The organism is Novosphingobium barchaimii LL02 (genome assembly GCF_001046635.1).
GTDB classification, from domain to species: domain Bacteria; phylum Pseudomonadota; class Alphaproteobacteria; order Sphingomonadales; family Sphingomonadaceae; genus Novosphingobium; species Novosphingobium barchaimii.
The window spans coordinates 866,112-889,771 of sequence record NZ_KQ130453.1; the positions used below are offsets into that span (position 1 = coordinate 866,112).

23 protein-coding genes are annotated in these 23,660 nt (G+C 62.2%); 15 read left to right on the forward strand and 8 right to left on the reverse strand.

The genetic code is table 11. The features are described 5' to 3' along the window. Window positions 1-279 precede the first annotated feature (279 nt). The 3 genes from V474_RS10430 to V474_RS10440 all read right to left on the reverse strand — a co-directional run bounded on the left by V474_RS10430 (window position 280) and on the right by V474_RS10440 (window position 2,609). Window positions 280-1,473 carry a DUF2252 family protein gene (locus V474_RS10430; RefSeq protein WP_059151415.1) on the reverse strand — a complete coding sequence of 398 codons (1,194 nt, stop codon included), beginning with the start codon at window positions 1,471-1,473 and terminating at the stop codon, window positions 280-282. Between the two features lie 177 nt (window positions 1,474-1,650). Beyond that, window positions 1,651-1,785, reverse strand: a complete 135-nt coding sequence (locus V474_RS26880) for a hypothetical protein (protein ID WP_330219640.1) — start codon at window positions 1,783-1,785, stop codon at window positions 1,651-1,653. A 74-nt stretch (window positions 1,786-1,859) separates the two neighbouring features. Continuing rightward, complete coding sequence (locus tag V474_RS10440) at window positions 1,860-2,609, reverse strand: Crp/Fnr family transcriptional regulator (protein ID WP_059151417.1); 750 nt, start codon at window positions 2,607-2,609, stop codon at window positions 1,860-1,862. Window positions 2,610-2,925: 316 nt separating this feature from the next. On the opposite strand from V474_RS10440, the gene katE reads away from it, so the two are divergent. From katE to V474_RS10480, 8 genes are all read left to right on the forward strand, one after another. After that, window positions 2,926-5,073 carry a catalase gene (gene katE / locus V474_RS10445; protein ID WP_148649353.1) on the forward strand — a complete coding sequence of 716 codons (2,148 nt, stop codon included), beginning with the start codon at window positions 2,926-2,928 and terminating at the stop codon, window positions 5,071-5,073. Window positions 5,074-5,152: 79 nt separating this feature from the next. After that, window positions 5,153-6,310 carry a glycosyltransferase gene (locus tag V474_RS10450; protein WP_082699719.1) on the forward strand — a complete coding sequence of 386 codons (1,158 nt, stop codon included), beginning with the start codon at window positions 5,153-5,155 and terminating at the stop codon, window positions 6,308-6,310. Then, the gene (locus tag V474_RS10455; protein WP_059151418.1) at window positions 6,303-7,259 is read left to right on the forward strand and encodes a glycosyltransferase family 2 protein; all 957 of its coding nucleotides are present in this window, start codon (window positions 6,303-6,305) and stop codon (window positions 7,257-7,259) included. Before V474_RS10450 ends, V474_RS10455 begins: the two co-directional genes overlap by 8 nt. Then, window positions 7,256-8,299 (forward strand): glycosyltransferase, encoded by a 1,044-nt coding sequence (locus V474_RS10460; protein WP_059151419.1) that lies wholly within the window; start codon window positions 7,256-7,258, stop codon window positions 8,297-8,299. The genes V474_RS10455 and V474_RS10460 overlap by 4 nt, the downstream gene beginning before the upstream one ends. Continuing rightward, the gene (locus V474_RS10465; protein ID WP_059151420.1) at window positions 8,296-9,426 is read left to right on the forward strand and encodes an acyl-CoA dehydrogenase family protein; all 1,131 of its coding nucleotides are present in this window, start codon (window positions 8,296-8,298) and stop codon (window positions 9,424-9,426) included. Before V474_RS10460 ends, V474_RS10465 begins: the two co-directional genes overlap by 4 nt. Next, window positions 9,420-10,100 (forward strand): PIG-L deacetylase family protein, encoded by a 681-nt coding sequence (locus V474_RS10470; RefSeq protein ID WP_082699720.1) that lies wholly within the window; start codon window positions 9,420-9,422, stop codon window positions 10,098-10,100. Before V474_RS10465 ends, V474_RS10470 begins: the two co-directional genes overlap by 7 nt. Continuing rightward, the gene (locus tag V474_RS10475) at window positions 10,097-10,690 is read left to right on the forward strand and encodes an SAM-dependent methyltransferase (RefSeq protein WP_059151421.1); all 594 of its coding nucleotides are present in this window, start codon (window positions 10,097-10,099) and stop codon (window positions 10,688-10,690) included. Before V474_RS10470 ends, V474_RS10475 begins: the two co-directional genes overlap by 4 nt. After that, a complete protein-coding gene (locus V474_RS10480; protein ID WP_201786021.1) occupies window positions 10,681-11,517 on the forward strand; it encodes a glycosyltransferase family 2 protein in 837 nt (278 codons plus the stop codon). Before V474_RS10475 ends, V474_RS10480 begins: the two co-directional genes overlap by 10 nt. Before the next feature lie 70 nt (window positions 11,518-11,587). Here V474_RS10480 and V474_RS10485 read toward each other — a convergent pair whose 3' ends face one another. Further along, entirely contained in the window at window positions 11,588-12,040 is a 453-nt protein-coding gene (locus V474_RS10485) for a PA2169 family four-helix-bundle protein (RefSeq protein WP_059151423.1), read from the reverse strand. Window positions 12,041-12,227: 187 nt separating this feature from the next. Between V474_RS10485 and V474_RS26185 the strand changes: the two genes are divergently transcribed. The 5 genes from V474_RS26185 (at window position 12,228) to V474_RS10505 (ending at window position 18,032) form a co-directional block, all read left to right on the forward strand. Then, window positions 12,228-12,389 (forward strand): hypothetical protein, encoded by a 162-nt coding sequence (locus V474_RS26185; protein WP_169795056.1) that lies wholly within the window; start codon window positions 12,228-12,230, stop codon window positions 12,387-12,389. Window positions 12,390-12,672: 283 nt separating this feature from the next. Then, complete coding sequence (locus V474_RS10490; protein ID WP_059151424.1) at window positions 12,673-12,891, forward strand: hypothetical protein; 219 nt, start codon at window positions 12,673-12,675, stop codon at window positions 12,889-12,891. A gap of 207 nt (window positions 12,892-13,098) precedes the next feature. Continuing rightward, window positions 13,099-15,321 carry a glycosyltransferase family 4 protein gene (locus V474_RS10495; protein WP_059151513.1) on the forward strand — a complete coding sequence of 741 codons (2,223 nt, stop codon included), beginning with the start codon at window positions 13,099-13,101 and terminating at the stop codon, window positions 15,319-15,321. Further along, window positions 15,308-16,618: a glycoside hydrolase family 130 protein gene (locus V474_RS10500; RefSeq protein ID WP_059151425.1), complete on the forward strand. Its 1,311-nt coding sequence runs from the start codon at window positions 15,308-15,310 to the stop codon at window positions 16,616-16,618. Before V474_RS10495 ends, V474_RS10500 begins: the two co-directional genes overlap by 14 nt. A 292-nt stretch (window positions 16,619-16,910) precedes the next feature. After that, a complete protein-coding gene (locus V474_RS10505) occupies window positions 16,911-18,032 on the forward strand; it encodes a TonB-dependent receptor plug domain-containing protein (protein ID WP_148649354.1) in 1,122 nt (373 codons plus the stop codon). A 221-nt stretch (window positions 18,033-18,253) separates the two neighbouring features. On the opposite strand, the gene V474_RS25565 is transcribed toward V474_RS10505, so the two are convergent. From V474_RS25565 to V474_RS10520, 4 genes are all read right to left on the reverse strand, one after another. Continuing rightward, window positions 18,254-18,823: a hypothetical protein gene (locus V474_RS25565; RefSeq protein ID WP_062121710.1), complete on the reverse strand. Its 570-nt coding sequence runs from the start codon at window positions 18,821-18,823 to the stop codon at window positions 18,254-18,256. Window positions 18,824-18,923: 100 nt separating this feature from the next. After that, window positions 18,924-19,901 carry an ExeA family protein gene (locus V474_RS10510; protein WP_007685991.1) on the reverse strand — a complete coding sequence of 326 codons (978 nt, stop codon included), beginning with the start codon at window positions 19,899-19,901 and terminating at the stop codon, window positions 18,924-18,926. Next, entirely contained in the window at window positions 19,901-21,553 is a 1,653-nt protein-coding gene (locus V474_RS10515) for an IS481 family transposase (RefSeq protein WP_007685992.1), read from the reverse strand. The genes V474_RS10510 and V474_RS10515 overlap by 1 nt, the downstream gene beginning before the upstream one ends. Further along, on the reverse strand, window positions 21,546-22,142 hold the full coding sequence (locus V474_RS10520) for a recombinase family protein (RefSeq protein ID WP_007685993.1): 597 nt from the start codon (window positions 22,140-22,142) through the stop codon (window positions 21,546-21,548). The genes V474_RS10515 and V474_RS10520 overlap by 8 nt, the downstream gene beginning before the upstream one ends. Window positions 22,143-22,307: 165 nt before the next feature. Here V474_RS10520 and V474_RS10525 point away from each other — a divergent pair, with 165 nt between their 5' ends. Together V474_RS10525 and V474_RS26570 are read left to right on the forward strand one after the other, a co-directional pair. Then, window positions 22,308-23,000 (forward strand): hypothetical protein, encoded by a 693-nt coding sequence (locus V474_RS10525; protein ID WP_007685994.1) that lies wholly within the window; start codon window positions 22,308-22,310, stop codon window positions 22,998-23,000. Between the two features lie 449 nt (window positions 23,001-23,449). Further along, a partial coding sequence (locus tag V474_RS26570; protein WP_216628565.1) for a hypothetical protein occupies window positions 23,450-23,660 on the forward strand: 211 nt, incomplete at its 3' end.

Here is a 23,660-nt window from a genome sequence, read left to right on the forward strand (position 1 = left end):
TACGTTCCCCTTTTCCGCTGGATACGACGTTACGCACCAGCGGGCTTGGCTATGATGTCGAGCCCACCCCCCCGGAGGCCTCGCGGACGGCTGCAGGATGCACCTGCCGGCAATGCAAGCACCGTCGCTTCGGCAAAGGGATCGTTTACTGCCGAAACCCCGGCCGCTTCACCCTCACCCCAGATACGTGAGAGGAATGTGAGGCCCCTGGCGATGCTCGGTCTTTTGCCGGCCGGGAGGCGACCGTGAATAATGACGCAGAGGTCTCACGCAGCGCGATCAGGCGGCCAGAGCATAACGGCGGCAGTGATCAAGGTATCCCGCTTCATGCCGCCCTGCCAAAGCGACGACGCTCTCCCACAACCAGGACGGCGCATCGATGGAGGTGCGGCGATCGGCTTCCAGCCGTTCGCGCCACTCGTGCCGGGTTATGTGATCCATCTGCCTGGCATGGCCCTTGCCCACCACGAACGCCAAATAACGAGCGGCCCGGGCAGCTTGGCTTTCGGTGAACTGGTCGATTTCCAGTTTGAGGTCTTGCGGTGCCAGTTCGCGAATGAACAAAGAGCGGGCCATCATCTGTACTGGAATCATCCGCTCCCCCAAATGCGGAGACAGCGCCTTGGCGGCGGCAAAAACGCGATGGGCGTTGTCTTCAGGCATGGTCGCATCCCGGTAAGCGGGCGCTACCGGAGCGGTCGCCTCCTTTATGTCTACCAGCGCATAGGAGGGGCGGCCCTTGGCGCTTCGGATTTCGATGAGCACGGCATACCTCAAAAGACCCAGCGAACTACATCCCTTCATCCAGTATGCGGCATCGATCATGCGCACCGTTCGGTCTTCGTCGTGCCGTTCGAACGCGAGGATGCGTTGCATCACGTCTTCGTCATTGAACAGGGCGTCCAGAGCGTCATGTTCTTCGGGCGTCAGCGGCCAGAACTTGCGGCCCATAGGGATTCGGGGTTCGTTGCCGTCCAGTCGGTCCTTGGCGAGATGGCGCCACCTGCGGTTCCACGCCTTGCGGCGAACGCTGCGCACGGCATCCGGTTCGGTGCCGGGATCGCCGCTCGTCGGATCATTCATCGCCGAGGCATAGCCTTCGACCATCTCCTGAACCATCAAGGCAGTTGTCACGCCGGGCAGGTCCGAGCCCCGGGCCGCTGTCGCAAGCGAGAGGCCGAGGCGGACGAGATCGTGCGCCGGATTGCCGATAACGGCCTGGTCGAGGTCGCGGATCTGGATATCGACCTGCCCGCCGCCGCTGACGATCGGCCCCAGATTGCCGAGATGGCAATCGCCGCAGATCCATACTGACGGCCCTTCCGGCACCCGGGCCGCAGCGGGCGACTGAGCCAGCCATTCATAGAACTTTGCCGTATTGCCCCGGACATAGGCATGAGCGGAACGCGCCATCTTAAGAGTGCGGGTGGCATCGAGAACTCTTGTCCGCTCGGCGGCAATCGGAATTGGCATTGGCGATGATGTTCCACGCGGAAGATACCGGGGTAAACGCAACAGGCGGCGATTTGTAACGAAGCGTTGCCAAAGAAATTTGGAAGGATCGGCGGCGATATCGGCCATCATCATCGCCAAAATCCGGGATGTGCTCAGCGCCTGAGCGACCTCGTTCGCACCCTCCAGTACGATGGATCAATCAACCGTCGACCCTGGTCGGTCCGCAATCTGGCGGTCGGCGACAATCGATGCGTCGATGAGGTTGCGACCGGTTTGGGCTGCAGCCTTCGCAGTCATGGTGACCGCGACGCCGTTGGGTCCGTCCAGCATGACCAGACCATCTTCGGCACTTGCGATCCCGGGGTCGGACCTGGGTTGCGGCGGATTGGGTGACGATGGTGCGGTCATGACGGGGCTTTCGTGCTTTCGTGAAAATGTGTCTGCGTCTCGTCGATATAGAGATAGGCAGGGTCGAACTGGCCCCGCACCGCCAGCCGCTTGGGATCGGGTATCTCAACAAGTGAGGAACGGAACACGCAAAGGCCCTCCTCGCGCAATTGCCGCAGCACGCGGTTGACGTGAATGTTGGTGAGGCCGCAGATTTCTGCAAGGTCAGTCTGGGTCAGGCCAAGCGCAAAGCGATGTCCATCGCTGAGATCTGCGGATATCAGCCTGGCGTTCGTTTCGCACAAAAAATGCGCGACGCGACCCATTGCGTCGAGCCGGCCGAGCCGGAACAGCCATGCCCGGTGGATCGCGGCATCGATTAGAGTGGAAAACCACAGCTTACGGCCAAGCTGCGGGCGCTCGGCAATGATCGCGTCCAGTTCGGCGTGCGGGATAATCGCAACGGTGGCAGCGGTCATGGTCGCCACGTCGTGGTCGAGAACCTTCAAGGGATAGGCGTGGAGATCGACGAAGTCGCCCGGTACGTGAACGGCGACCAGTTGCCTCAGCCCCTTGCGATCATCGATATAGCGCGACAGGATACCTTCGACCAGCAACGTGCTGTGATCCAGTTCCCGCCCCGCGCGGATGACGATCTTACGCGGATCGAGCGTTTGCACTTCCGTAATCGAAGCCTCCAGCCGGGCACGCTCCTCGAGCGACAGACTGACACCTCGTTTATATCGCAGGAAGCGGTCGGTGAACACGCATAAGTCCTTCAATGGCGGCAGGGGTAGGCTTCGATCCCGGCATAACCCTTCGCGCGCGGGCGCGTTGCACCTGCACATTCCGAAACGTGCTGATGCAGGTTAATATCCAAACCGCCTGCGCAACTGAACGATCGCGGCCTCCGTTACCGTAATACCAGCCCACCGATGCCGCCATTCGCGCGCCGTCACTGCGCCGGCCCGACGTTTCCGCATGACTTTTGACCAGAAGGAAAACCTCATGGCGAAAACGCCACCGAAATCGCGTGCACAACAATCAGCCAAGCTGAGATCGCCAGATCTTGGAGCTGCTGACATGGGCGGCGAATCTCCGCAAAAAGCAACCCCGGTCCCCGCCGAGACTGACATTTCGTTCACCTATGCCGATCCACAGGCTGCAGGCGGTGAAACCCATCAAGTCGCCGGGGGTGACATCCCGACGCTAACTACCCAGCAGGGAATTCCGGTCGCCGACGACCAGAACAGCCTAAAGCAAGGTGCACGTGGACCGACCCTGCTCGAGGACTTCCATTTTCGCGAAAAGATGTTCCATTTCGATCACGAACGCATTCCGGAGAGGGTCGTTCATGCGCGTGGATATGGCGCCCACGGCTACTTCGAACTGACCGACAGCCTCTCCGACGTCACTCGCGCCGACGTCTTCCAGCGGGTAGGCGAACGGACACCCGCCTTCGTGCGCTTCTCCACGGTCGCGGGTTCTAAAGGGTCCGTCGATCTGGCCCGCGACGTGCGGGGCTTTGCGGTCAAGCTCTATACCCAGGAAGGCAACTGGGATCTGGTGGGAAACAATATTCCCGTGTTCTTCATCCAGGATGCGATCAAATTTCCCGACCTCATCCACGCTGCGAAGCCGGAGCCTGATCGTGCCTTTCCGCAGGCCCAGACCGCACACGATAATTTCTGGGACTTCGTCAGCCTGACGCCTGAAGCGTTCCACATGATTATGTGGACCATGTCCGACCGCGCCCTCCCGCGTTCGTTTCGGACGATGGAAGGGTTTGGTGTTCATACGTTCCGGCTGGTCGACGCCAAGGGTAAGTCCACTTTCGTCAAGTTCCACTGGAAACCCAAGCAGGGTCTGCAATCGGTGGTGTGGAACGAGGCGGTCAAGATCAATGGCGCCGACCCGGACTTCCATCGTCGTGACTTGTGGGACGCGATCAATGCGGGCGATTTTCCCGAATGGGATCTCGGCGTCCAGTTGTTCGACGATGCCTTCGCTGACAGCTTCGATTTCGATGTACTCGATGCGACGAAGTTGATCCCCGAGGAACTGGTGCCGATCCGCGTAGTGGGGCGCCTGGTTCTGGATCGGGTGGTCGACAATTTCTTCGCCGAGACGGAGCAGGTTGCCTTTTGCACTCAAAACGTGCCGCCGGGCATCGACTTTTCCAATGACCCGCTGTTGCAGGGTCGTAATTTCTCGTATCTCGACACTCAGATCAAGCGTCTGGGCGGGCCCAACTTCACGCATATCCCGATCAACGCGCCCAAGTGCCCCATGCACCACTTCCAGCAGGATGGGCACATGGCGATGCACAACCCCAAGGGCCGCGTGAATTACGAGCCCAATAGCTGGGGGGCCACGCAGGGAGGCCCACGCGAGGATCCCGCGCGAGGCTTCATCAGCTTTGCGGAAGAAGCCGATGGTCCCAAGCAACGGGTGCGTTCGGAAACCTTTGCCGACCATTACAGCCAGGCGCGGCAGTTCTTCGTCAGTCAGGTCCAGATCGAACAGAAGCACATAAGTGACGCGCTGGTGTTCGAGCTTTCGAAAGTGGAGCGTCCCGACATCCGCTCACGGACGGTTTCGCACCTGCTGCACATCGATCCCGGCCTTGCCGCGACTGTTGCGGATGGACTGGGTATCTCATTGCCGGATGGGGCTGTCGCCGCGCGGCAGCCTATCACCGATCTTCCCGCTTCAGATCCTCTCAGCATCGTCAAGAACGGGCCGGACAGCTTCAAGGGCCGCAAGCTTGGCATCCTACTCAGCGATGGCGCAGATGCGGCGATCTTCAAGGCGCTGGTAGCGGCAGTTGAAGCGGACGAGGCCGTCTACGAAGTCATCGCTCCCAAGATCGCCGGCGTTACCTTGTCCGATGGCACAACCGTTGCAGCAAAGCACAAGATAGATGGAGGTCCTTCCGTGCTGTTCGATGCGGTGGCGATCGTGGTCGCGAAAGAAGGTGCCGCTCTGCTTGCCCTCGACGCGCCCACGAAGGACTTCGTCGCCGACGCCTTCGCACATTGCAAGTTCATCGGCTTCACCGCAGAAGCCCGGTCGATCTTCGCCAAAGCCGGCATGACGGACGATCTCGATGAGGCATGCCTCCTGCTGGAGGATGAGGAGGATGCGGTCATGTTCCTGGCCGCCTGCCGCCAACTGCGCCATTGGGCGCGCGAACTGGAGGTCGACCTGGATGCACGGCCCACAGCTTGAACGATCGATCTTCGGGATCCGTCATGACGAGGGCGGCACTGTGTCTCCCTTGGGTAATGGGCGGGCTAGTCAGCGAAGCTTGAAAATTGGCATCATTGCCCACTTGCGCCATCCCATCGCCGAACCCTTTGCCGGTGGACTGGAGATGCACACCCACCTTCTCGCGCGCCTCTTGCGCGATCGTGGTCACGCGGTGACGGTTTTTGCTTCGGTTCATTCGGAGCCCGCGCTCGAACTCGAGGCGATTTGCAGCGAGACGGCGCTGGCCGGTGTGGGGACGGCCGAGGCAAGCGACATAGCCTTCTTCAAGGAACATCACGCCTATCTCAGTCTGATGACCGACCTGCGCCTCCGTGACTTCGACGTCATCCATAACAACTCGCTGCATTACCTGCCGGTCACGCTGGCCGATACTCTGCCAATGCCGATGATCACGACCTTGCACACGCCGCCATTTTGCTGGCTGGAAAGCGGAGTTCGTCTATGCTCGGGAAAGGATCATGCCTTCGTCGCAGTTTCGCAATCGGTGGCGAAATTATGGAACCCCGTCGCGAAGGCGGACGAGGTGATCCTGAACGGCATCGACCTCCATAAATTCGCTTTCCATCCTTTGCCGGACGATGCCAGTTACCTCGTGTGGTATGGACGGATCGTCCCTGAAAAGGGGTTGCATTACGCAATCGAGGCGGCACGCAAGATAGGTCTGCCGCTGCGCATCGCTGGCCCCATTTTGGACCAGGATTATTATCGCACAAAGATCGCACCTGAACTGGGCGCCGATGCCCTCCACGTCGGTCACTTGGCGCACTCCGAACTGGCACGGCTTGTCGGCGGTGCGCGGGCATTCCTATGCACGCCGATGTGGGACGAGCCTTACGGTCTCGTCGTGGCCGAGGCGCTGGCCTGCGGCGTGCCAGTGGCGGCGTTCGCGCGCGGAGCTATTCCGGAAATCCTCGATGAAAGCTGCGGCGTACTGGCCACCCCTGATGATGTGGCATCGCTTGCCGACGCCGGCCTCGCGGCGCTTGCTCTTGACCGGCGCGCATGTCGCAGGCGGGCAGAACGGGTCTGCGATGCAGGTCGTATGGTCGATGGCTATCAGGCGCTGTACCGCGGCATGATTGCACGCGCGAGCGGATGCGGGAGCAACCTCGTTCCCATGCAGCAAGGCGAGCCAACGCCTCCTCGCATAACTGCTTATGAATTGCCTGTCCGGAACGTGCAGCAGCATGCCTGAAAGCGGAACCGACGACGGCAATCCGTCAGATATCGATATCTGCGTGTGCGTGCCCGCCCGCAACGAGGCTGCAAGGCTGCCGGTCCTGTTCGCGGCGCTGGCGGCACAGACCTGTCGCGGTCCGGTGCTTTTGGCGGTCGCGGTCAACAATTCAAATGACGACAGCTTCGCAGTGATCGAGCAGGCACGGGTTCGATATGCGGGGCAATTGGTCATTCATGTCGAACAGGTGACCTTTGCACCGGAAATGGCGCACGCCGGTTCCGCACGCCGTCTGGCGATGGACACTGGCCTCGGCCTGACGCCAGCGAGCGAACGCGGGGTTTTGGTAAGCACAGATGCCGACACCCGGCCGCCCCCTGAATGGCTGGACAACATCGCTTCAGCTATCGCGCGCGGCGCGGATATCGTCGGCGGGCGGATCGAGATCGAGCCTGGCGAACCTCTGCCTGAAGGCGTGCTGCGCCTGCGCTCGGCATGGGACCGCTATTGGGAGGCAGTCCGCGCAATCGAAGATACGGAGGATCCTTTGCCGTGGGATGAAGCCCCTCGCCATGGCGATCATACCGGGGCGTCTCTCGCCATCCGGACTGTTCTCTACCAACAGTGCGGAGGGGTGCCTTTGCTGCGTACCGGGGAAGACCGTGCGCTGGTGAACGCCGCGCTGGTTCAGGGTGGCCGTCTTTCCCATCCGACGAACGTATTTACCCGTGTCTCGCCCCGCCGCGATGGCCGGGCCGAAACGGGAATGGCAGCCGCCATGCAGGAAATGTTCGATCTGGCAGCAGCGGGCACCAGCCCGCGCGCACCTGCCCTGCATCACTGGCAGAAAAGGGCGGCGTGGCGGCGTACCCTGCGCGCCCTGCCCGGTGGTCAAGCCATGATCGCGCAGCAAGAGCCGCTGCTGGCTCCGATGCCCCACGACATGGTGCTGGAGATCGGGACATGAAGCCGCGCCCGATCGGCTATTATGTGCATCATCACGGAGCGGGCCACCGCGCCCGCGCAGACGCGATTGCCAAACACATCGACTGTCGTCTCGTCCTGATCGGCACCGGGATAGGCGCGGCAGGCCTCGATCTGCCTGACGACCGCCCGCTATCGGGTCATTTTCACGGGCGGGACAATGCGCCTTGCCGTCCCTCCGCTCTTCACTACGCACCCCTGGATCACGACGGCGTGCGCGAACGGGTTGCCGTTGTGGCTTCCTGGATCGCGTCCGAAAGGCCGGCCTTGATGGTCGTGGACGTTTCCGTCGAAATAGCGATGCTGGCGCGCTTGGCATCAGTGCCTACGGTCTACGTGCGTTTGAACGGGGAGCGTAACGATAGTGCCCATCTCGAAGCGTTTCGCGGTGCCACGGGCATCCTGGCGCCATTCCACAGCGGTCTCGAAAGCGAGGCAACGCCAGCCTGGGTTCGCGCAAAGAGCCACTATTTTCCCGGCATAACTGCCACTGCTGCAATGAAAGCGCCCGCAGTTCGCCGGGTGCTCGTAGTGTTCGGCCGGGGCGGCTTGCCCGGTGACGGCGCGCTTGTTGCCGTTGCGGCCAGCAGTTGTCCCGATTGGCAATGGCGCGTCATCGGTCCAGCGACTGAAACTGCGAGCATCCCGGAAAACCTGACGTTTGCCGGGTGGGTTAGTTCGCCTGAATGCGAAATTGCCCGCGCCACCGTCATCGTCGGCGCGGCGGGAGACGGCCTCATCGGTGCAGTGATGGGTGCCGACCGCCCCTTCTTATGTATTCCCGAGAATCGTCCGTTCGCAGAGCAACAGGTGACGGCTGAAGGGCTGCGCTCGCTGGGCGCCGCGATCGTCGTGCCGGGCTGGCCCTCGGGGAAGCAATGGCCGGCGCTGCTCGAACGGACTTTAGCCTTGCCCCCGTGGGGGCGGCGCACTCTGCAGGATGCGGATGGTGCGCGAAAGGCCGCGGCATGGCTGGCCGCCCAGGCATTCCAAGCCTCGATTTGTCCGGAACATGCCCCATGACACTCTGGGCGCCTGGAAAAAAAGATGCCGAAGGCCCGGTAGAACGGGCGTCGGCCATAGCTCCGCGGCTGGTGGACCTTGGCGCACGCTACGATGCCGCCCCGGTCTTTCCCGTCGAAAGCATCCGCTGCCTGGCGTCGGCGAGACTGCACCGCGACTTTGCGCCCCCGGCGAGCGGGGGCCTGCACTTTGCGCATCCGGCGGACCGTAACCTTGTGCTTATGGACGTGCTGCGCATCGTCGGACGGGCAGACCTCAGTCTTGGGCGGCTCTACGAAGGCCACGTCAATGCGCTCGCCCTGTTTGACTGGTACGGATCGCCGGCCCAGCACGCGCGACTGGCTCGCGACTTGGAACACGGAGCGTTCTACGGTGTATGGGCCACAGAACCGCAGCCAGGGGTTTCCATCGAACTCAGAGCGGACGGTTCGCGCATACTCAAAGGCGGCAAATCATTCGCGAGCGGAGCCGGGGGTCTCGCTTATGCAATCGTCACGGCGCAACACTGCGCTGACGAGCGGCACCTGGTGATTGTGCCGGCAGACGAACCGGCACGGGCGGATGTCTCGCAATGGCGTGTGCGAGGAATGCGGGCGACCACCAGCGGGCTCTACGATCTCACGGGGCTTGTGATACAGGCAGCGGACCTGGTCGGCATAGCAGGCGATTATGATCGCGACCCTCGCTTCACCACGGGAGCATGGCGCTTCACCGCCGTGCAACTTGGGGGCATCGAAGCATTGCTAACCGAAACGCGGCTGGCCATGTCCGAAAGCGCACGCGAAGATCCCTTGCAGCGCGCCAAGTTCGCGGACGGCGTGGCGGCCATGCGTACCGCATACCTTTGGGTGCGTGAATGTGCATTGCGCGCCGCACGAGACGACGGGGATGGCCCGGCTTTCGCCCGAATGACGCGCGGAATCGTCGAGCATGCCGCACTTAAGGTGATGGAACTGGCAGCACGGATCGTCGGGACTCGTAGCGCCATGGATGGCGAGCGCATCGACAAGATTACCCGCGATCTTTCGCTTTATCTACGGCAGGCGGGGCCGGATCATGCCCGTGACCAAGCAGCTCTCGCATGGCTTGATCACGATGCATGGGGCAGTGGAGACGCATTATGGTAGATACCCTACTGTCGGCTCATCCGTGGCGGCATTTGCGCTGGCTCGTCCTGGCGCCACATCCAGATGACGAAACCCTGGGCGCAGGCGCGCTCATCGCGCAAGCGGCGGCTTATGGCCGACTTGCCGGCGTCGTCTACCTGACGGACGGTTCGGGCTCCCACGGCGACGATTGCCCCCCTGCGTGCAACCTGGTTTCCATGCGCAAGCGCGAGGCTGCGCACGCCATGTTCCGCCTTACCGGTAGCCGATCTTGCGGTCCTGTGCATCTGGGCTGGAAGGATGCCGCCCCCGCTGCGCCTGAAACTACAGCCTTCCTGGCCACGACCCGAAAGGTAGCCGCACTTTGCAATCGCCTCAAAGTCGACGCCATCGCTGTCACCGCCCTACATGAGCCGCATTGCGACCATGTCGCTGCCGCTATGCTCGCTTATGCTGTGCACGCCATGGCCAAGCGCTCCATCCTCGTCGCGGAATACGTGGTGTGGGCTGCTGCGCCCGAGCGACGGACGTGTCGTGTTCTGCGAACGGAGACAATGCTGCCCGGTACACGCCGTCACGCCTTGCGCGCCCATCGCAGCCAACTGACCGCCTCGTACGGTCCAGGATTCCGGCTCGCCATCGCTCAACAGCGAATGCCTGATCGCGATACGCTGTTCTTGCGGAGATCAAGATGACCCGTACCGAATCCAGCCTTGCACCCGATTATTTTGAAAGCATGTTTTTGAGCGACGAAGACCCATGGAATCTGGAAAGTAGCGCGTACGAGCAGGCCAAATACGATCATACTATCCATGCTCTCGCCGGCCGGACTTACGCCCACGGCTTCGAGGTCGGTTGCGCCAAAGGCGTCTTGACCCGCAAATTAGCGCCCTGTTGCGATACGCTTTTTGCGATCGATGTCAGCGGTGTAGCTCTGAAGGCTGCGAGACAGCGTTGCACGCCGTTTGCGCATGTATCCTTCGCCAATATGATATTTCCGGAACAGACGCCGGATCATGTATTCGATCTCATCGTCCTGTCTGAGGTCGTCTATTATTGGTCGGATCGCGACATCAGGCGGGCCGGCGAGTGGATTTACCAGCATCTCTTGCCGGGCGGCGACCTGCTGCTGGTGCACTGGACCGGCGAAACCGATTACCCGCAAACCGGCGACGACGCCGTAGCCAAGCTGCACGACGCGCTGACGGCAAAAGCGGGCTTGATCACCGCGCAGCGACGCGAGCACTACCGGCTCGACTTATGGCGGCGATGCACATGCGCTTGAGCGTCCTGACCATAGTGAAGGACCGTCCAGGCCACCTCGCGCAGCTCATCGAAGGATTGGGCCGCAGTGGGATCATGCCGGACGAATTGATCGTCGTCGACATGGGGAGCGAACCACCGGTGGCGGTAGGGCAATTGCCTTTCCCGGGGCGCGTGGTTCGCATGGGCTGCGCAGGACTCCCCCTCGCGGCTGCCCGAAACGCTGCCGCCCGCGCTGCCAGCGGGGACACATTGCTGTTTCTCGATGTAGATTGCATTCCCACGCGCGGGTTGGTGGGGGCATATCGAGCTGTGCTCGCCGCCCAGGATGCCTTGGTCTGCGCGCAGGTTCTATACCTTGGCCCCGAGGACGCACGTGGAAACTGGGACGAGGCCGAACTGATCAAAAGCGCCGTCAGCCATCCGGCTCGTAGGTTTCCATCGGCAGGGGTTCGCGCTGAAGAAAATCCGGGGCTATTCTGGTCGCTGGTATTCGGTATCTCTACCAAGCGCTTCTTCGAATTCGGTGGATTCGACGAAGAATTCGAAGGCTATGGTGCAGAAGATACCGATTTCGGGTTCCGATGCAAGGCGGGCGGGCTGCCTTTGCTGTTCATGAGCGGGCCCGGTGCGTTTCATCAACACCATGCGACATTCGACCCTCCGATCCAGCATCTTGCCGATATCGTCCGTAATGCCAGTACTTTTCATCGCAAGTGGGGGATCTGGCCGATGGAGGGCTGGCTGGCGGCATTTGCGGAAATGGGACTCATCGCATGGAGCGCGAACGCCATTTTCCTGCTGCGGTCCGCCACCAGCGAAGAAATGACGCTGGCGCGCGTCTATTGACCGGCGAACGAAGTTTGAGCGAATCGGATCGGCGAAGACGGCGCAAGGCATACCTCGCCGATCCGTTGCATCAGCGTTGCATCGAATGCTTGATGTCGCGCATCTCGTCATGCCCAGCCTTTACCGAGCCGTAGCAAGTTTCGATCAACTGAAGGACTTCGGGGGAAAGCGCGCGATCGGCCAGCGCATCCTCGTACTTTGCCTTGATATGGTCTTCGCCGGCCTCGACCTCGTCGATGATTGCCTTATCGTCCTGGCCGGTCACGGCGGATTTAAGGTTCAGGAACATGCGGTGCGCCCCGGCGAGAACAGTTCCATCGTCCTCCGCCTTGCCACCTAGCCGGGTGACTTCCTGCTGCAAGCGCGAGGCGACTTCGCGCCTTTCGCTGGCTCGGCTCGTGAACAGCGACCCGAAACGACCGCTTTGGCTGTCCTTGGCCGCTTCGGTATACCCATCGACGCTGTCGATGGTGGTGGCGATCAGACCGTTGAGCGTAGAAATATCGTGGCTGGTGTCGGACATTGTCATTCCTGTCAAAAAGAGACGGTTAGCAACCCGAGTAATGATTTCCGGGATAAGGCATAAACGACGCTCACCGGCAAAAGCCCCCGCAAATGGCCAATACTAACTTGGATCAGTCCGATTTTCGGGAAAAGGCTGTGAGAGGGGCACAAGGACCCCATCAGGATCGAAGGGGCCGGCAGCATCCATGGGCTATCTGGTCGCTCGTCTGGCGCCAGGCACCACTGGTGCCATTTGTGCTCAGATGGCGGGAAGTTCCCATACTTGCCGCCTGGCATTAGGTGCATTGCTGATTTTCGCCGCTTTTTTAGGTGGCGTGCCTTCAGGAACGCAATCCATCGTTTCCTGAGGTTGGCGGGCGCGTTGTTTGCGGAGACGGGCGCGCCCGCTTACTTTCTCGGTACTCCTCGTACGTCGCATCATGATGTCGGAGTCGGCGTTGAAATCCACCATAAGAAATTTGCTGCAAAGGTCGCGGCAGGAAGCTGACAAGGCCCATGACGCTCTTATGCGCGGGCAATCGCTGGCATGCATCTATTTCCACCGCGAACGGGCCGTGGTGTATCAGGCACGAGCAATGCTCATGATGAGAGGATGAGCGATTTGGACGAACTCGACACAGAGCGGTGCACATGGATGATGGCGGCGCGATCGTCGGAGCGGTCGATGGACACAACGCGTCGCCTGCGCAGTCCGGCACTGCCTACCGGGTGGGGCTGGTCGCGGCCCAGCTCTATACGCAGGCGGGTATTGATAATCACGACAAGACGGCTTTGGCGCTTTCGACCCCAGTGCCAAGTGAGCAAAGAATGCCGGAATTCTTGCTGGGTCATGCCCGTGACGCCCTGTAGCCAAAGCTGGCTTATCCCTCGGACCGATCGATTTTACTGTGCGACATGAAACTGAATCGTCGTGGATGACTTAAACATTGGGAATCATCCCTCATTCAAGGTCACCACATGGTACGCTTGCCGTTTTACCGAGACCTTGAGTTTGGGCGCGAGGTCGCGGATGTTCATTCCATCTTCGAAGCCGGTGCCGCGAAACCCCAAAAACGCATGCGCATCGCACTGATCGGGAACTTTGCACCTCGCAAATGCGGCATCGCCACGTTTACCACCGATGTGTTCGAGAAGCTTTCCCAATTCCATCCGGAAATCGCAGTTGACGTCTATGCCTTGGACGATCCGGAATGTCCCCTCTTCTACGAGAACATTGCAGACACGATCGCTCGAAGCGATCCTGAGGATTACGCCCGAGCCGCCCGCCGGATCAACGAGGACGGAGTGGACGCAGTCTGGCTCCAGCATGAGTACGGCATTTTCGGCGGCATTGACGGCGAAATGGTCGTCCAGTTCGTCGATCGACTGGCGGCGCCGCTTGTGCTGACCCTTCACACGGTGCTGGGCGAGCCTTCCGAGCGTCAGCGTAGCATCTTGCGCCATCTTGTGACCCGCGCCTCTCGAATCATGGTGATGTCGCATCATTCGCGAAACCTGCTCGAAAGCTCGTACGGCGCACCTAGTGACATCCTGAAAGTCATCGACCACGGCGCGCCGGACCGGCCCTTCGGTCGGCAGGACGAGTTCAAGGCGAGGCTGGGGCTATCCGGTCGCAAGGTGCTCATGACATTCGGCCTCCTCGGACCCGGCAAAGGGCTCGAGCACGCCATCCGTTCGCTCCCGGCGATAGTGGAACGACATCCACAGGTGCTATATCGTATTGTCGGCGCCACCCATCCAAACCTCGTGGCCGAGGAAGGCGAGGCCTATCGTGAAAAGCTCATGGTGCTCGCCGCGAGGCTTGGAGTTGCTGATCATGTTGTGTGGGACAACCGTTTCCTCGACACGCCAGAGCTGCTTGACCAGCTGGAAGCCTGCGACATCTACCTCACGCCCTATCCGGGGCTGGAACAATCGGCATCCGGTACTCTGAGCTATGCAGTGGCACTGGGCAAGGCGGTTGTATCGACACCCTATGTCCACGCGCGCGAACTGCTTGCCCAAGACGTTGGCCGGCTGATCCCGCCACGCTCCAGCGAGGCCATCGCCGAAGCCGTAAATTCCCTGCTTGACGCGCCCGAGGCGATGGCCGCCATGCAGCGGCGCGCCTATGGTCGTGGGCGCACGACAATCTGGCCGCGCTTTGCCGAAGCCTCCGCGCGCCTCGTCGCCCAAGCCGTGGCGCCCAAGAGCACCACGCAGCCGGTCACCACTACGCCCGGCCTGGCGGCGGTGCTGGCGATGAGCGATGCGACCGGCATGCTCCAGCATTCGATCGGCGTCGTTCCTGACCGCCGTCATGGCTATTGCCTCGACGACAACGCCCGCGCGCTCATGCTCATGAACGTGGCGCAGGGCCTGTCTACGGCCGAACGGATGAAGTGGACGCTGGCCTACGCTGCCTTCGTGCAGTCCGCTTGGAATCCCGACCTCGGCCGTTTTCGTAACTTCATGCGGTTCGACCGCAGCTGGTGCGAGGACGAGGGGTCCGAGGACTCAAATGGCCGCGCGGTATGGGCGCTGGGAGAAACACATGCACGCGCCTCCGATGCCGGCGTCGCGGACTGGGCGCTTCACCTCTACGACGACGTGACCAGGTCGATGGCGACGCTGGAGTCGCCTAGAGCGATCGCCTTTGCCATGCTTGGGGCCTGTGCTGTGCTGCGCCGCGATCCGGGGCATCAGGGCTCCCGCCAGACTGCCTCGCGGGGCGGCGACATCCTCATGCGGCTTCTCGGCGAAGGACGACGGCCCGGCTGGGCATGGTTCGAGGCCGTGCTGGGCTATGACAACCCGCGCCTGCCACAGGCACTGATCGAGGCCGGTACCCTGCTGGGGCAGGAACACTGGACCGCAGCCGGCCTGGAAACACTGGAATGGATATGCGCGCAGCAGGTCTCGGCGAAAGGCCAGTTCCGCCCGATCGGTTCGGAGAGTTTCCATATGGAGCTTCGCTATCTGCCCTTCGACCAGCAGCCCTTGGAAGCGCAGGCGGCGATCGAGGCTGCGGGATCTGCATTGCGTGCAACCGGCAATCCATTCTGGCACGACCACGCGATGACCGCATGGCGCTGGTTCTTTGGTGAAAATGACCGCGGAGCCGTCTTAGCGGATATCGCGACGGGCCGTTGCCGGGATGGTGTGACCCCGCGCGGCGCCAACGCCAACTGCGGGGCTGAATCGTTACTGGCCTTTCAGTTGTCGCATTATGCGCTTATGGAGATGCTCCCTCAATCCGCTCCCCTTTCGCGGGAAGGAGGAATGCTTGAACCGGCCTGAGAACGTGTGGTCTGAGCCGCTTCGTATTTTCGAGACGCGCTTGCACGCCGACCCGGCGCGCGTAGTCATTCGCCCCTTTCATCTCGGATGGCAGGCGAAGAATGCGCCTGGCGGCCGGGCGTTGGCATTGGTGGAGGACATCACCGCGCTTACCGAGGAACGCGCCGCGTTGGAGTATGAGCGTGTGCTGCGCGATTTCAAGGAGCGTCACTGGCAGACAGAGACAATCTTCGCATGTCGCTTCGGCGAGGTGGCGAACAATCTAGGCCTGGAACCGGCGCAGTTCTCGCAAACAAAGCAACGACTGATCGGCTCGTACTTCTGCCACGAATACACCTTCGCCGCTGCGGCGCTCATGAATCCGTCGATCGTGCCTTCGCCCGACCAGACGGGACTGGATGGTCGCTGCGTGCGCTTCATCATGAGCCTGCGCGCCGTCGGCGAAGGCCATATCAGCTCTATTGCCTTTCGCGAGGGCATCGCCGAATGCAACGGCGACTTCCAGCTCTGGCCACAGGCCGCCTTCGCGACATCGGTGGAACTGGACGAGGAAGACCAGTTCGATGCCGATTGCTCAGTATCGGTCCACCGCCATGCGGAATCGAGCCTGTCCAACACTGTGATCTTTCCCATTACCGAACAGCAGCGCGGCGGACTGGAGGATTTGCGTCTGGTGCGCTTCGACCATGGCGGCGGTGATTTCGAGTGGATCGGCACCTACACCGCCTATTCCGGCAGTTCGATCCGGTCTGAACTTCTGCGCACCCGTGATTTCCAGCGTTTCGACCTCGAACCGATCCGAGGTGCGGCAGGGCGTAACAAGGGAATGGCATTGTTCCCCGAGAAAATCGGCGGGCAATTCGCCATGGTTGGACGGCAGGACGGCAAGAACCTGTTCCTGCTTAAATCAGATACGATAGATACCTGGGACGACGAAGGAGTCCTGTTGATGGAGCCCAGATATCCTTGGGAATTCATCCAGATCGGCAATTGCGGAAGTCCGATCCCAGTCGACGAAGGCTGGCTGATGTTCACGCACGGGGTCGGTGCAATGCGCAAATACGCCCTTGGCTGTGCGCTGCTCGACCGCGCCGATCCCAGCAAGGTGCTTGCCCGTACGCCGGAGCCAGTACTGACGGCGGAGAATGCGGACCGTTCGGGTTATGTGCCCAATGTTATATACACTTGTGGCGCGCTCAAGGTCGAAGATCGGCTGCTGATCCCTTATGGCATATCAGACAGCACGGTAGGATTTGCGACCTGCACCATCGATGCGCTTCTCGCCATGATGGAATAACGACCCTTACAATTTGGTTCATCGTACCACCACTCGCTCCATCGCTGGCCGAGCCGTTCTGCCTCGGCCGGCGACCGGGAGCCGTCCACCCGAACGTCTGATGAAAAAACCTGAGACGAAGCCCTGAAGGCTTGGTCGCAGCGCGTCGTCGATCCTCTAGCGCTCAAAAATTCCTCAATTTCTCCCCTTTTGGCCCTCGCCCCAAAAATCGAACATTATATTTCGTATACGGTATTTGACTCGTGGCCAAATGTGACGCATTCTTTGCGCAGTCATAAAGGGAGCCACGGCCATGAGGGGTCACCACGGAAAATTGTACGGCGCGGTAGCTTTGGCTGCGCTGATCGCCGGGACGGCGCAGGCACAGGAAGCGCCCGTCGCCAACGGCGCAGAAGGCACCGCCAGCGACATCGTCGTTACCGGGACGCGTATCAAGCGCCCGGACCTTGCCAGTAACAGCCCGCAGACGATCGTCGGCGCCGAAGAATTCCGCTACCAGGGCGCAACTTCGGTGGAGCAGGTGCTCAACCGCCTGCCGCAGTTCACCGCCGACGCCAACGAGAACGTCTCCAACGGGTCGGACGGCACCTCCAAGATCAACTTGCGCAACCTCGGATCCAACCGTGTCCTGACGCTGATCGATGGCCAGCGCATGATGCCTTCCCAAGCGATCAACCTTAGCTTCCTGCCCAGCAGCCTGATCGAGCGCGTTGACGTGATGTCGGGCGGTGCCTCGGCGGTCTACGGTTCCGACGCGCTTTCCGGCGTCGTCAACTTCGTGCTGAAGAAGGACCTCGACGGCCTGCGCGTCGACATGCAGACCGGCTTCGCCCAGCATGACAACAACAATGGCGCCATGCGCGACCTGCTGAGCGCCAAGGGCTACGAACTGGCTCCATCGTCGGTCGCCGATGGCGGCAAGCAGGACATCACCGTATCGGCGGGAAAGAACTTCGCAGACGGCCGCGGCAACATCACCGTTTACGGCGGCTACCGCAGCTTCAGCCCGGTCCGCCAGTCCACCCGCGACGTGTCCTCGTGCGCGCTGCAGGACCAGAATGAGGGCACCGAACTGTTCTGCGGCGGTTCGAGCAACTCGCCCTTCGGCTCGTTCGTGCCCCTTTCCGACAAGTCCGCTTTCCAAGGCCAGACGCTGGTCAACAACCGCAGCGGCGACGGCACGCTGGTGCCTTACGACAATTCCTACGCCTACAACTACGCGCCCGACAGCTACTTCCAGCGTTCGGACGAGCGCATTACCGCGGGCGGTTTCGCGCACTTTGAATTCAGCAAGGCAGCCGAAGCATACGGCAGCTTCATGTACATGAACGACAAGACCTTCTCGCAGGTCGCCCCTTCCGCGATCTGGCTGGGTACCGCGTTCCCGATCTCTTGCAACCACCCCTATGTGTAGGCGATTGCAAAGATACTGGCCTCTGCTCGCAAACAGCGCGGATTTCTGCTCAGATTTGCTGACAGCAGGTGGGCCATGCTGCTCACGCTATGCGACAATGTGCTCGCCATCATCCGCGCCTGCTCGCAAACGGAGAAGGCCTGTTCTCGCTTTCTGCCAATAGCGAGGAGTGCCGGTGAGCGGTCTGGCAGCGATCGTTCCCGCCGGGTTTGCCGTAAGCATCAGCGCTCCCACTTCCTCAGGCTAGCAACGGATTGATCGTATAATGCCTGGAGCGAGCCGACCTGATTGTCTCGGAAGTGAATCGTCAGCACGAGATTGTCATACGGCAGATTGGCCGTGCAGAGCCCCGGCCGCGAGCCTCCGCCCATGGCGGAGCAACTCGCCAGCGATGGAGGACGCTTCTGACCTGCTTCGGCTGGCAACTGGTATGTCCAGAAAACACCATCACTTACCTTGCGCAGTGTTCGGCCGCGCCATGAAAGCGGGCGACTTGCGCAGACAGTCGAGTTGACAAGCGCCTCTGTTCCCGCTGCGCGGGCACACATCCGCTTCTTGCTTGCCACGCCCACCAAGTTTCGCTCCGGCAAGCTTGCGCTCGGATTTAGGTAGAACGAGAACCCGTCGCTGGGATCGAGCGCTGGTAGAAAGAACGGCTTATCATTGTCGGATATGTCGTTGGCTCTCGGGATGTCGAAGACTCGTCCCTCCAACCTCCTCTCGGCCGAGGCCGAGCACGCGCTGAGCAAGCTGACGATCGATAAAGAAGCTGCGGTAAGATGCCTGTTCATGCCGGCAGGCTATGAGAGAAGCGCAACGTCCACAATCGGTGGCACAGACGACATGCGTTGCGTCCGCGTGCGGGAGATACCAAGGCGAGGACAGCCAGTATCATATCGGCACACCGGCTTCGCGGAGCCGCTCGGTCAGGTCGCGGGTGTGTTCGGCGTCCAGCGTTCCGGCGAGGAACGCGCGTATGTCGGACGGCCGGGTGTTGAGCTGGCTGGCGAGCGCGCCCGCATCGTAACCGTTGCGCGTCAGCGTGGGTTCGAGGTCGTCAATCGCCCGCGACAGCACCTGCTCGACGATCTCGGCCGTGACGGGCTTGGCAGCGAAGCGGAAGCCCTGCTCGAAGGCGAGTGTCAGGTGCATCTCGATCTGGAGCGGGGTGCGCAGGCGCTCGGCGATGAGGTCGATCGCGTCCTCGTTCATCAAGTCGGCAACCTTGACCCCCTCGGCCGCACAGGCGCCGAGCAGCCAGGCAACATAGTCGCGGCGTTCGGCGCCGATGCCCTCATAGTCGAAGGTGGTCGTGCGGTAGCCGATCTCTTCCATTTGCGGGCGGCGCAGGTCGTTGCGTAGCCGAGGATGGCCGACCAGAAGGACCGACAGCAGCACGCCGGCATCAGCCACCACCTCCATCAACCGCTTGAGGCCGGTCAGCGTCTTGTGGTGCAGGTCATGCGCCTCGTCGACCACCAGTACGACCGGGCGCTTGCCCTTGCGCATGATGTCGCGCAGGTCGCGCTCGCGGCGCTCGGCCTGCTTGGGAATCTTCACCTGGGCACGGTCACCGGGCGAGAGATCGTAGAACAGCGCCTCGATCAGCGAGGGCAACGAGGTGCGGCGCTTGTCGACCGCAAGCGACTTGGCGACGGCGACCTTGCCCGCCCGGGCCAGCTCGTCCTCGATGCGGCGCAGCAGGTGCGTCTTGCCCGATCCGACCAGGCCGGAGACGACGATCAACCTGCCGGTCTGCACGGCCGCACAGACCTCGCGCACGAGGTTGCGCTGATGCTCTGTCTCGAAGTTGCCGACGCCTTGGAACGGGCGGGCGAGCCCGTAGCTGGATTGAACGTCGGCGAGCATCAGCTTGTCCCCCGTCTTGACTGGAACCGCTCTCGGATGCGGTCAGCGATGATGGTCTTGTCGAGCGTTTCGCCCAGCAGCGCGTCGATGAAGGCGCGGTCTGCCTCAGGCAGCGAGCCGAGCGGTCGCCGGAGCTGGTCGACGATGGCGTGGCGCGCCGCGAGCCCGGTCGGGTATGCCGTCTCGACCGCCGGCTCCGGAAAAGGTGTTTGCCGCACCGCGAGCCCTGCGGTGGAGGGCGGCAGCGACGGCAGCGGCCGGTCGCCGCCCGTCACGGTCGCGCGGGGCAGCCCCAGCTGGTCAGCGAGCCGGACCACCTTGTCGAGCCGCTCCTCGGCGCGGCTCTTCTGATACTTGCGATAGCGGTAGAGCGGCACGGCGCCGCGCGACGGCTCGTAAGGGCCATGCCGCTTGCCGTCATGCTCCACGAAGAGCTGCTGGTCGAACAGCCCCCAGAGCAGCGTCACCGTCTCGCCGGCGAGCTCGGGCTCGACCTCGTAGGAAGCGCCCTCAACCGAGACGGTCGCGTCGCCCGCAACGGTGCGCCGCTCGGGCTCACGAGCGAAGGCGCAGAACCGCTCCCATGAACACATGGCCCGCACGCCATCGCCGGGCAGGTGCCGCAGCCAGTGCTCGATCCGCGCGTGTGGCTCGGAACGATGGTCGCCGTTGTTGTAGGTGACCAGCGCACGCCGCATCCACAGATTGGCTTCCGCCTCGTCCTTGGGTTTGTGGAAGTGGTACAACGTCTCGTGCACCTCCTTCACCGTGCGGAACGGCCGCTCGACCTTGCCCTTGGCGCGGGCCGCGGTGTGCCGGTCGTCGGCCTTCGGCGGCAGATGGGTGAGGACGCGCACGCCGAGGCTGCCCATCACCGACTGGAACACGCGCGACCGGCTGACCGGGCCGTTGTCCATGTAGATCGTGACCGGCAGGCCCTGGAACGGCAGTTCGGGCTCAGGCTTGGCGGCGAAGGCGTTGAATAGAAAGCGCAGCGCGGACTCGGCATCCTCGCCATAGACGCTGCGATATTCCTGGTAGACCACGCCCGAGCAGTCATCGACGGCCGAGAACAGCATCAGCGTGGGTTTGCCGCGACCCTGCTCGATCCAGAGCGGCGCCTCGACCTGCTTGAGGTCGGACGGGCTCATGTCGAAGTGCCACAGCTCGTTGGATCGCCGCGCCTGAAAACGAACGGCTGCGTGGGGGCGGGTCACGCGGGCATAGTCCAGCCCTGATGAGCGGAGCAGCCGGTCGATGGTCGCCCGCTTCAGCAGGCCGGGTGCTACCTTGACCAGGCCCTCCGGCGTCTCGACGCCATCGGTTTCCAGGAACTCGATGGCGCGGGCGGTCGAAACGTGCCGGCCCTTCTTGTTGGTGGTCCTGATCTTCAGTGCGGCGACGATCTCGGCGTAGCGCTCCATCTCGGCCTGCGGGGCAACCCGCGTCGCACCATGGTCGGACCGGCGCACCGACTTGGGGCGGTTCAGCTCGCGCAACGCCCGGTAAAGGGTCCAGATGGAGATGCCATAGGCCTCGGCCGCACGGGCGATGATCTCGGTGCGACCGGGGTCGCGTGGGGGCAACAGCGACAACCGTCGGCGAAGATCGATCAGCGCCTCTCCAGGCGGTCGCTTCGCCCGGTCAGCCATGGGCTGTTGCAGCCTCCTTGATCGATGCACCGCTGCCGCGCTTGCCTGCATAGCGATAGAGGGTCGCGACCGACACGCCCATGCGCTTGGCGATGTCGCGCACCGGCAACGTGCCCTCCTTCATCATCGCCCGTGCCGCGGCGACGTCGCTCGGGCGCATTGCCGATGGGCGGCCACCCTTGCGACCCTGCCGGCGCGCCTCCACTAGCCCCGCGGTAGTTCGCTCGCGGATCAGGGCACGCTCGAACTGCGCGATGGCGCCGAACACGTGAAAGGTGAGCATGCCACCCGGCGTTGTCGTGTCGATGCTCTCGGTCAGCGACACCAGCCCGATCTTCTCGCGCTCCAGATCCTCGGCCGTGGCGATCAACTTCTTGAGCGAGCGGGCGAGGCGGTCGAGCTTCCAAACAACCAGCGTGTCGCCTGCGCGCAGCACGTCTTCCAGAATGCGCGCCAGTTCGGGCCGGTCATCGCGCGCGCCCGACGCCTTTTCGGTGAACACCCGCTCGCAGCCGGCCCGCCGCAGCGCATCGAGCTGGAGCTCGGGGTTCTGGTCGCTGGTGCTGACCCTGGCATAGCCGACCCGCATGAGCGTCTGATCTTCTCCAAACTCGTGCGGGGCATACCGTTTTGCGACGCGGGTTTCCAGAACAGTTTTGACAAAGTGCGGCCCGCAGATTTACGTTGCCGGCCCAGCAAGGCGATCGGCTCGTCAGAAACGGTCGTTTTGCAGAACCGCTGAGGAGCCGGGTTCATGCAGGTGCTCGATACGGTTGGCTGGGTCGGTGATGGCGACGACACCGACTTCTTCCTCGCAATCGAGCGCACCTTCGATCTGCGCCTGCGCTCGAACCTGCCTTGGACAACGTTCGGCGAGGTGCGTGACCATGTCGTCGCGCATGTCGCAGCCTACAGCGGGGGCGGCACGACATGCGCCACGCAGATGACGTTCTACAGGCTTCGACGCGCGCTCGGGCTTGGCCGGCACGTCGGGCCGGATGCGCCGTTGGCGCCGCTGATCGGTGGGAAGCTGCGCCAAGCGTTCAGCGACCTGGAAGCCGATACCGACCTCAAGATGCCGGCGACGCGAGCCGGATGGCTTGGGATTGTCAGTGGTCTCTGCTTCGCTGTCGCGGTCGCGATCCTCGCCTTCACGACGCTGGCACCTCCCCTTCGCATCTTCGCTGCTGGAGCGAGCGCCTACGCGGGGCTATGGTTACGGCACCTCGACCGCCGGCGATTACCTCGGAGGTGCGACACTATCGGCGATCTCGCCCGACTGGTCACGGAGCAGAACCGTGGCAGGCTTGCCCGCGACGGCGCGCGCCTCACCGCCCCCGAGATTTGGCGGATCATCCAGCAACTGGCCGCCGAGGAGAGCGGGATCGACCCCGATCTGATTGGGTCGGAAACGACCTTCTTCCGAGCCAAAGTGCGAGCAGCCTGATCAATGGCTTACTGGATTGCATAGATTGATGCCGAGACACGGGACATTGCGTGGCGTCGGACTGACGGCTTTGGGTGCCGTTGTCGTCGCAGGCTCTTTCGTCGCTCTCGGATTGCGACCGGATGGGATCGCCAGCTACTATCGCGATACGCTGACTCCGGCAGGGTTTGCCATTTGGTTCTGCGGCTTCGTAGCCGCCACACTCGCTCCACCCGCCATAGCTGTACTCTGCTGGTTTGGCGCCATGCGGTTCCGCTACGGGTGGCTTCTCCACATCCTGCTTGTTCCTGCCACCTACGCCGCTGTGCGAGGATCAATCGCGCTCATGCTCGCGGTAGCAAGTGAGCCGGACAGCGATGGCCCAACGAGATGGGCTACCGATCCAGCAGTGATGCTGATGGTGGTTTGCCCCATCGTGTACTTTCTGATCTTGGGTTCCACAAAGCTGCGTGAGCATCGCGCATCAGCAAATGACTGCTAATCTCGACTTTGTAGTTGGCAGATACCATGAGCGGCCCTTTGCCGTTTGCGAGCAGACGCGGATGATGGCGAGCACATTGTCGGATAGCGTGAGCAGCATAGTCGGCTCGTTGTCAGGTAATCTGGGCAGGAAAAGGCGCTGTTTGCGAGCAGAAGCTGCTACGGTTGCAAGCGCCTACA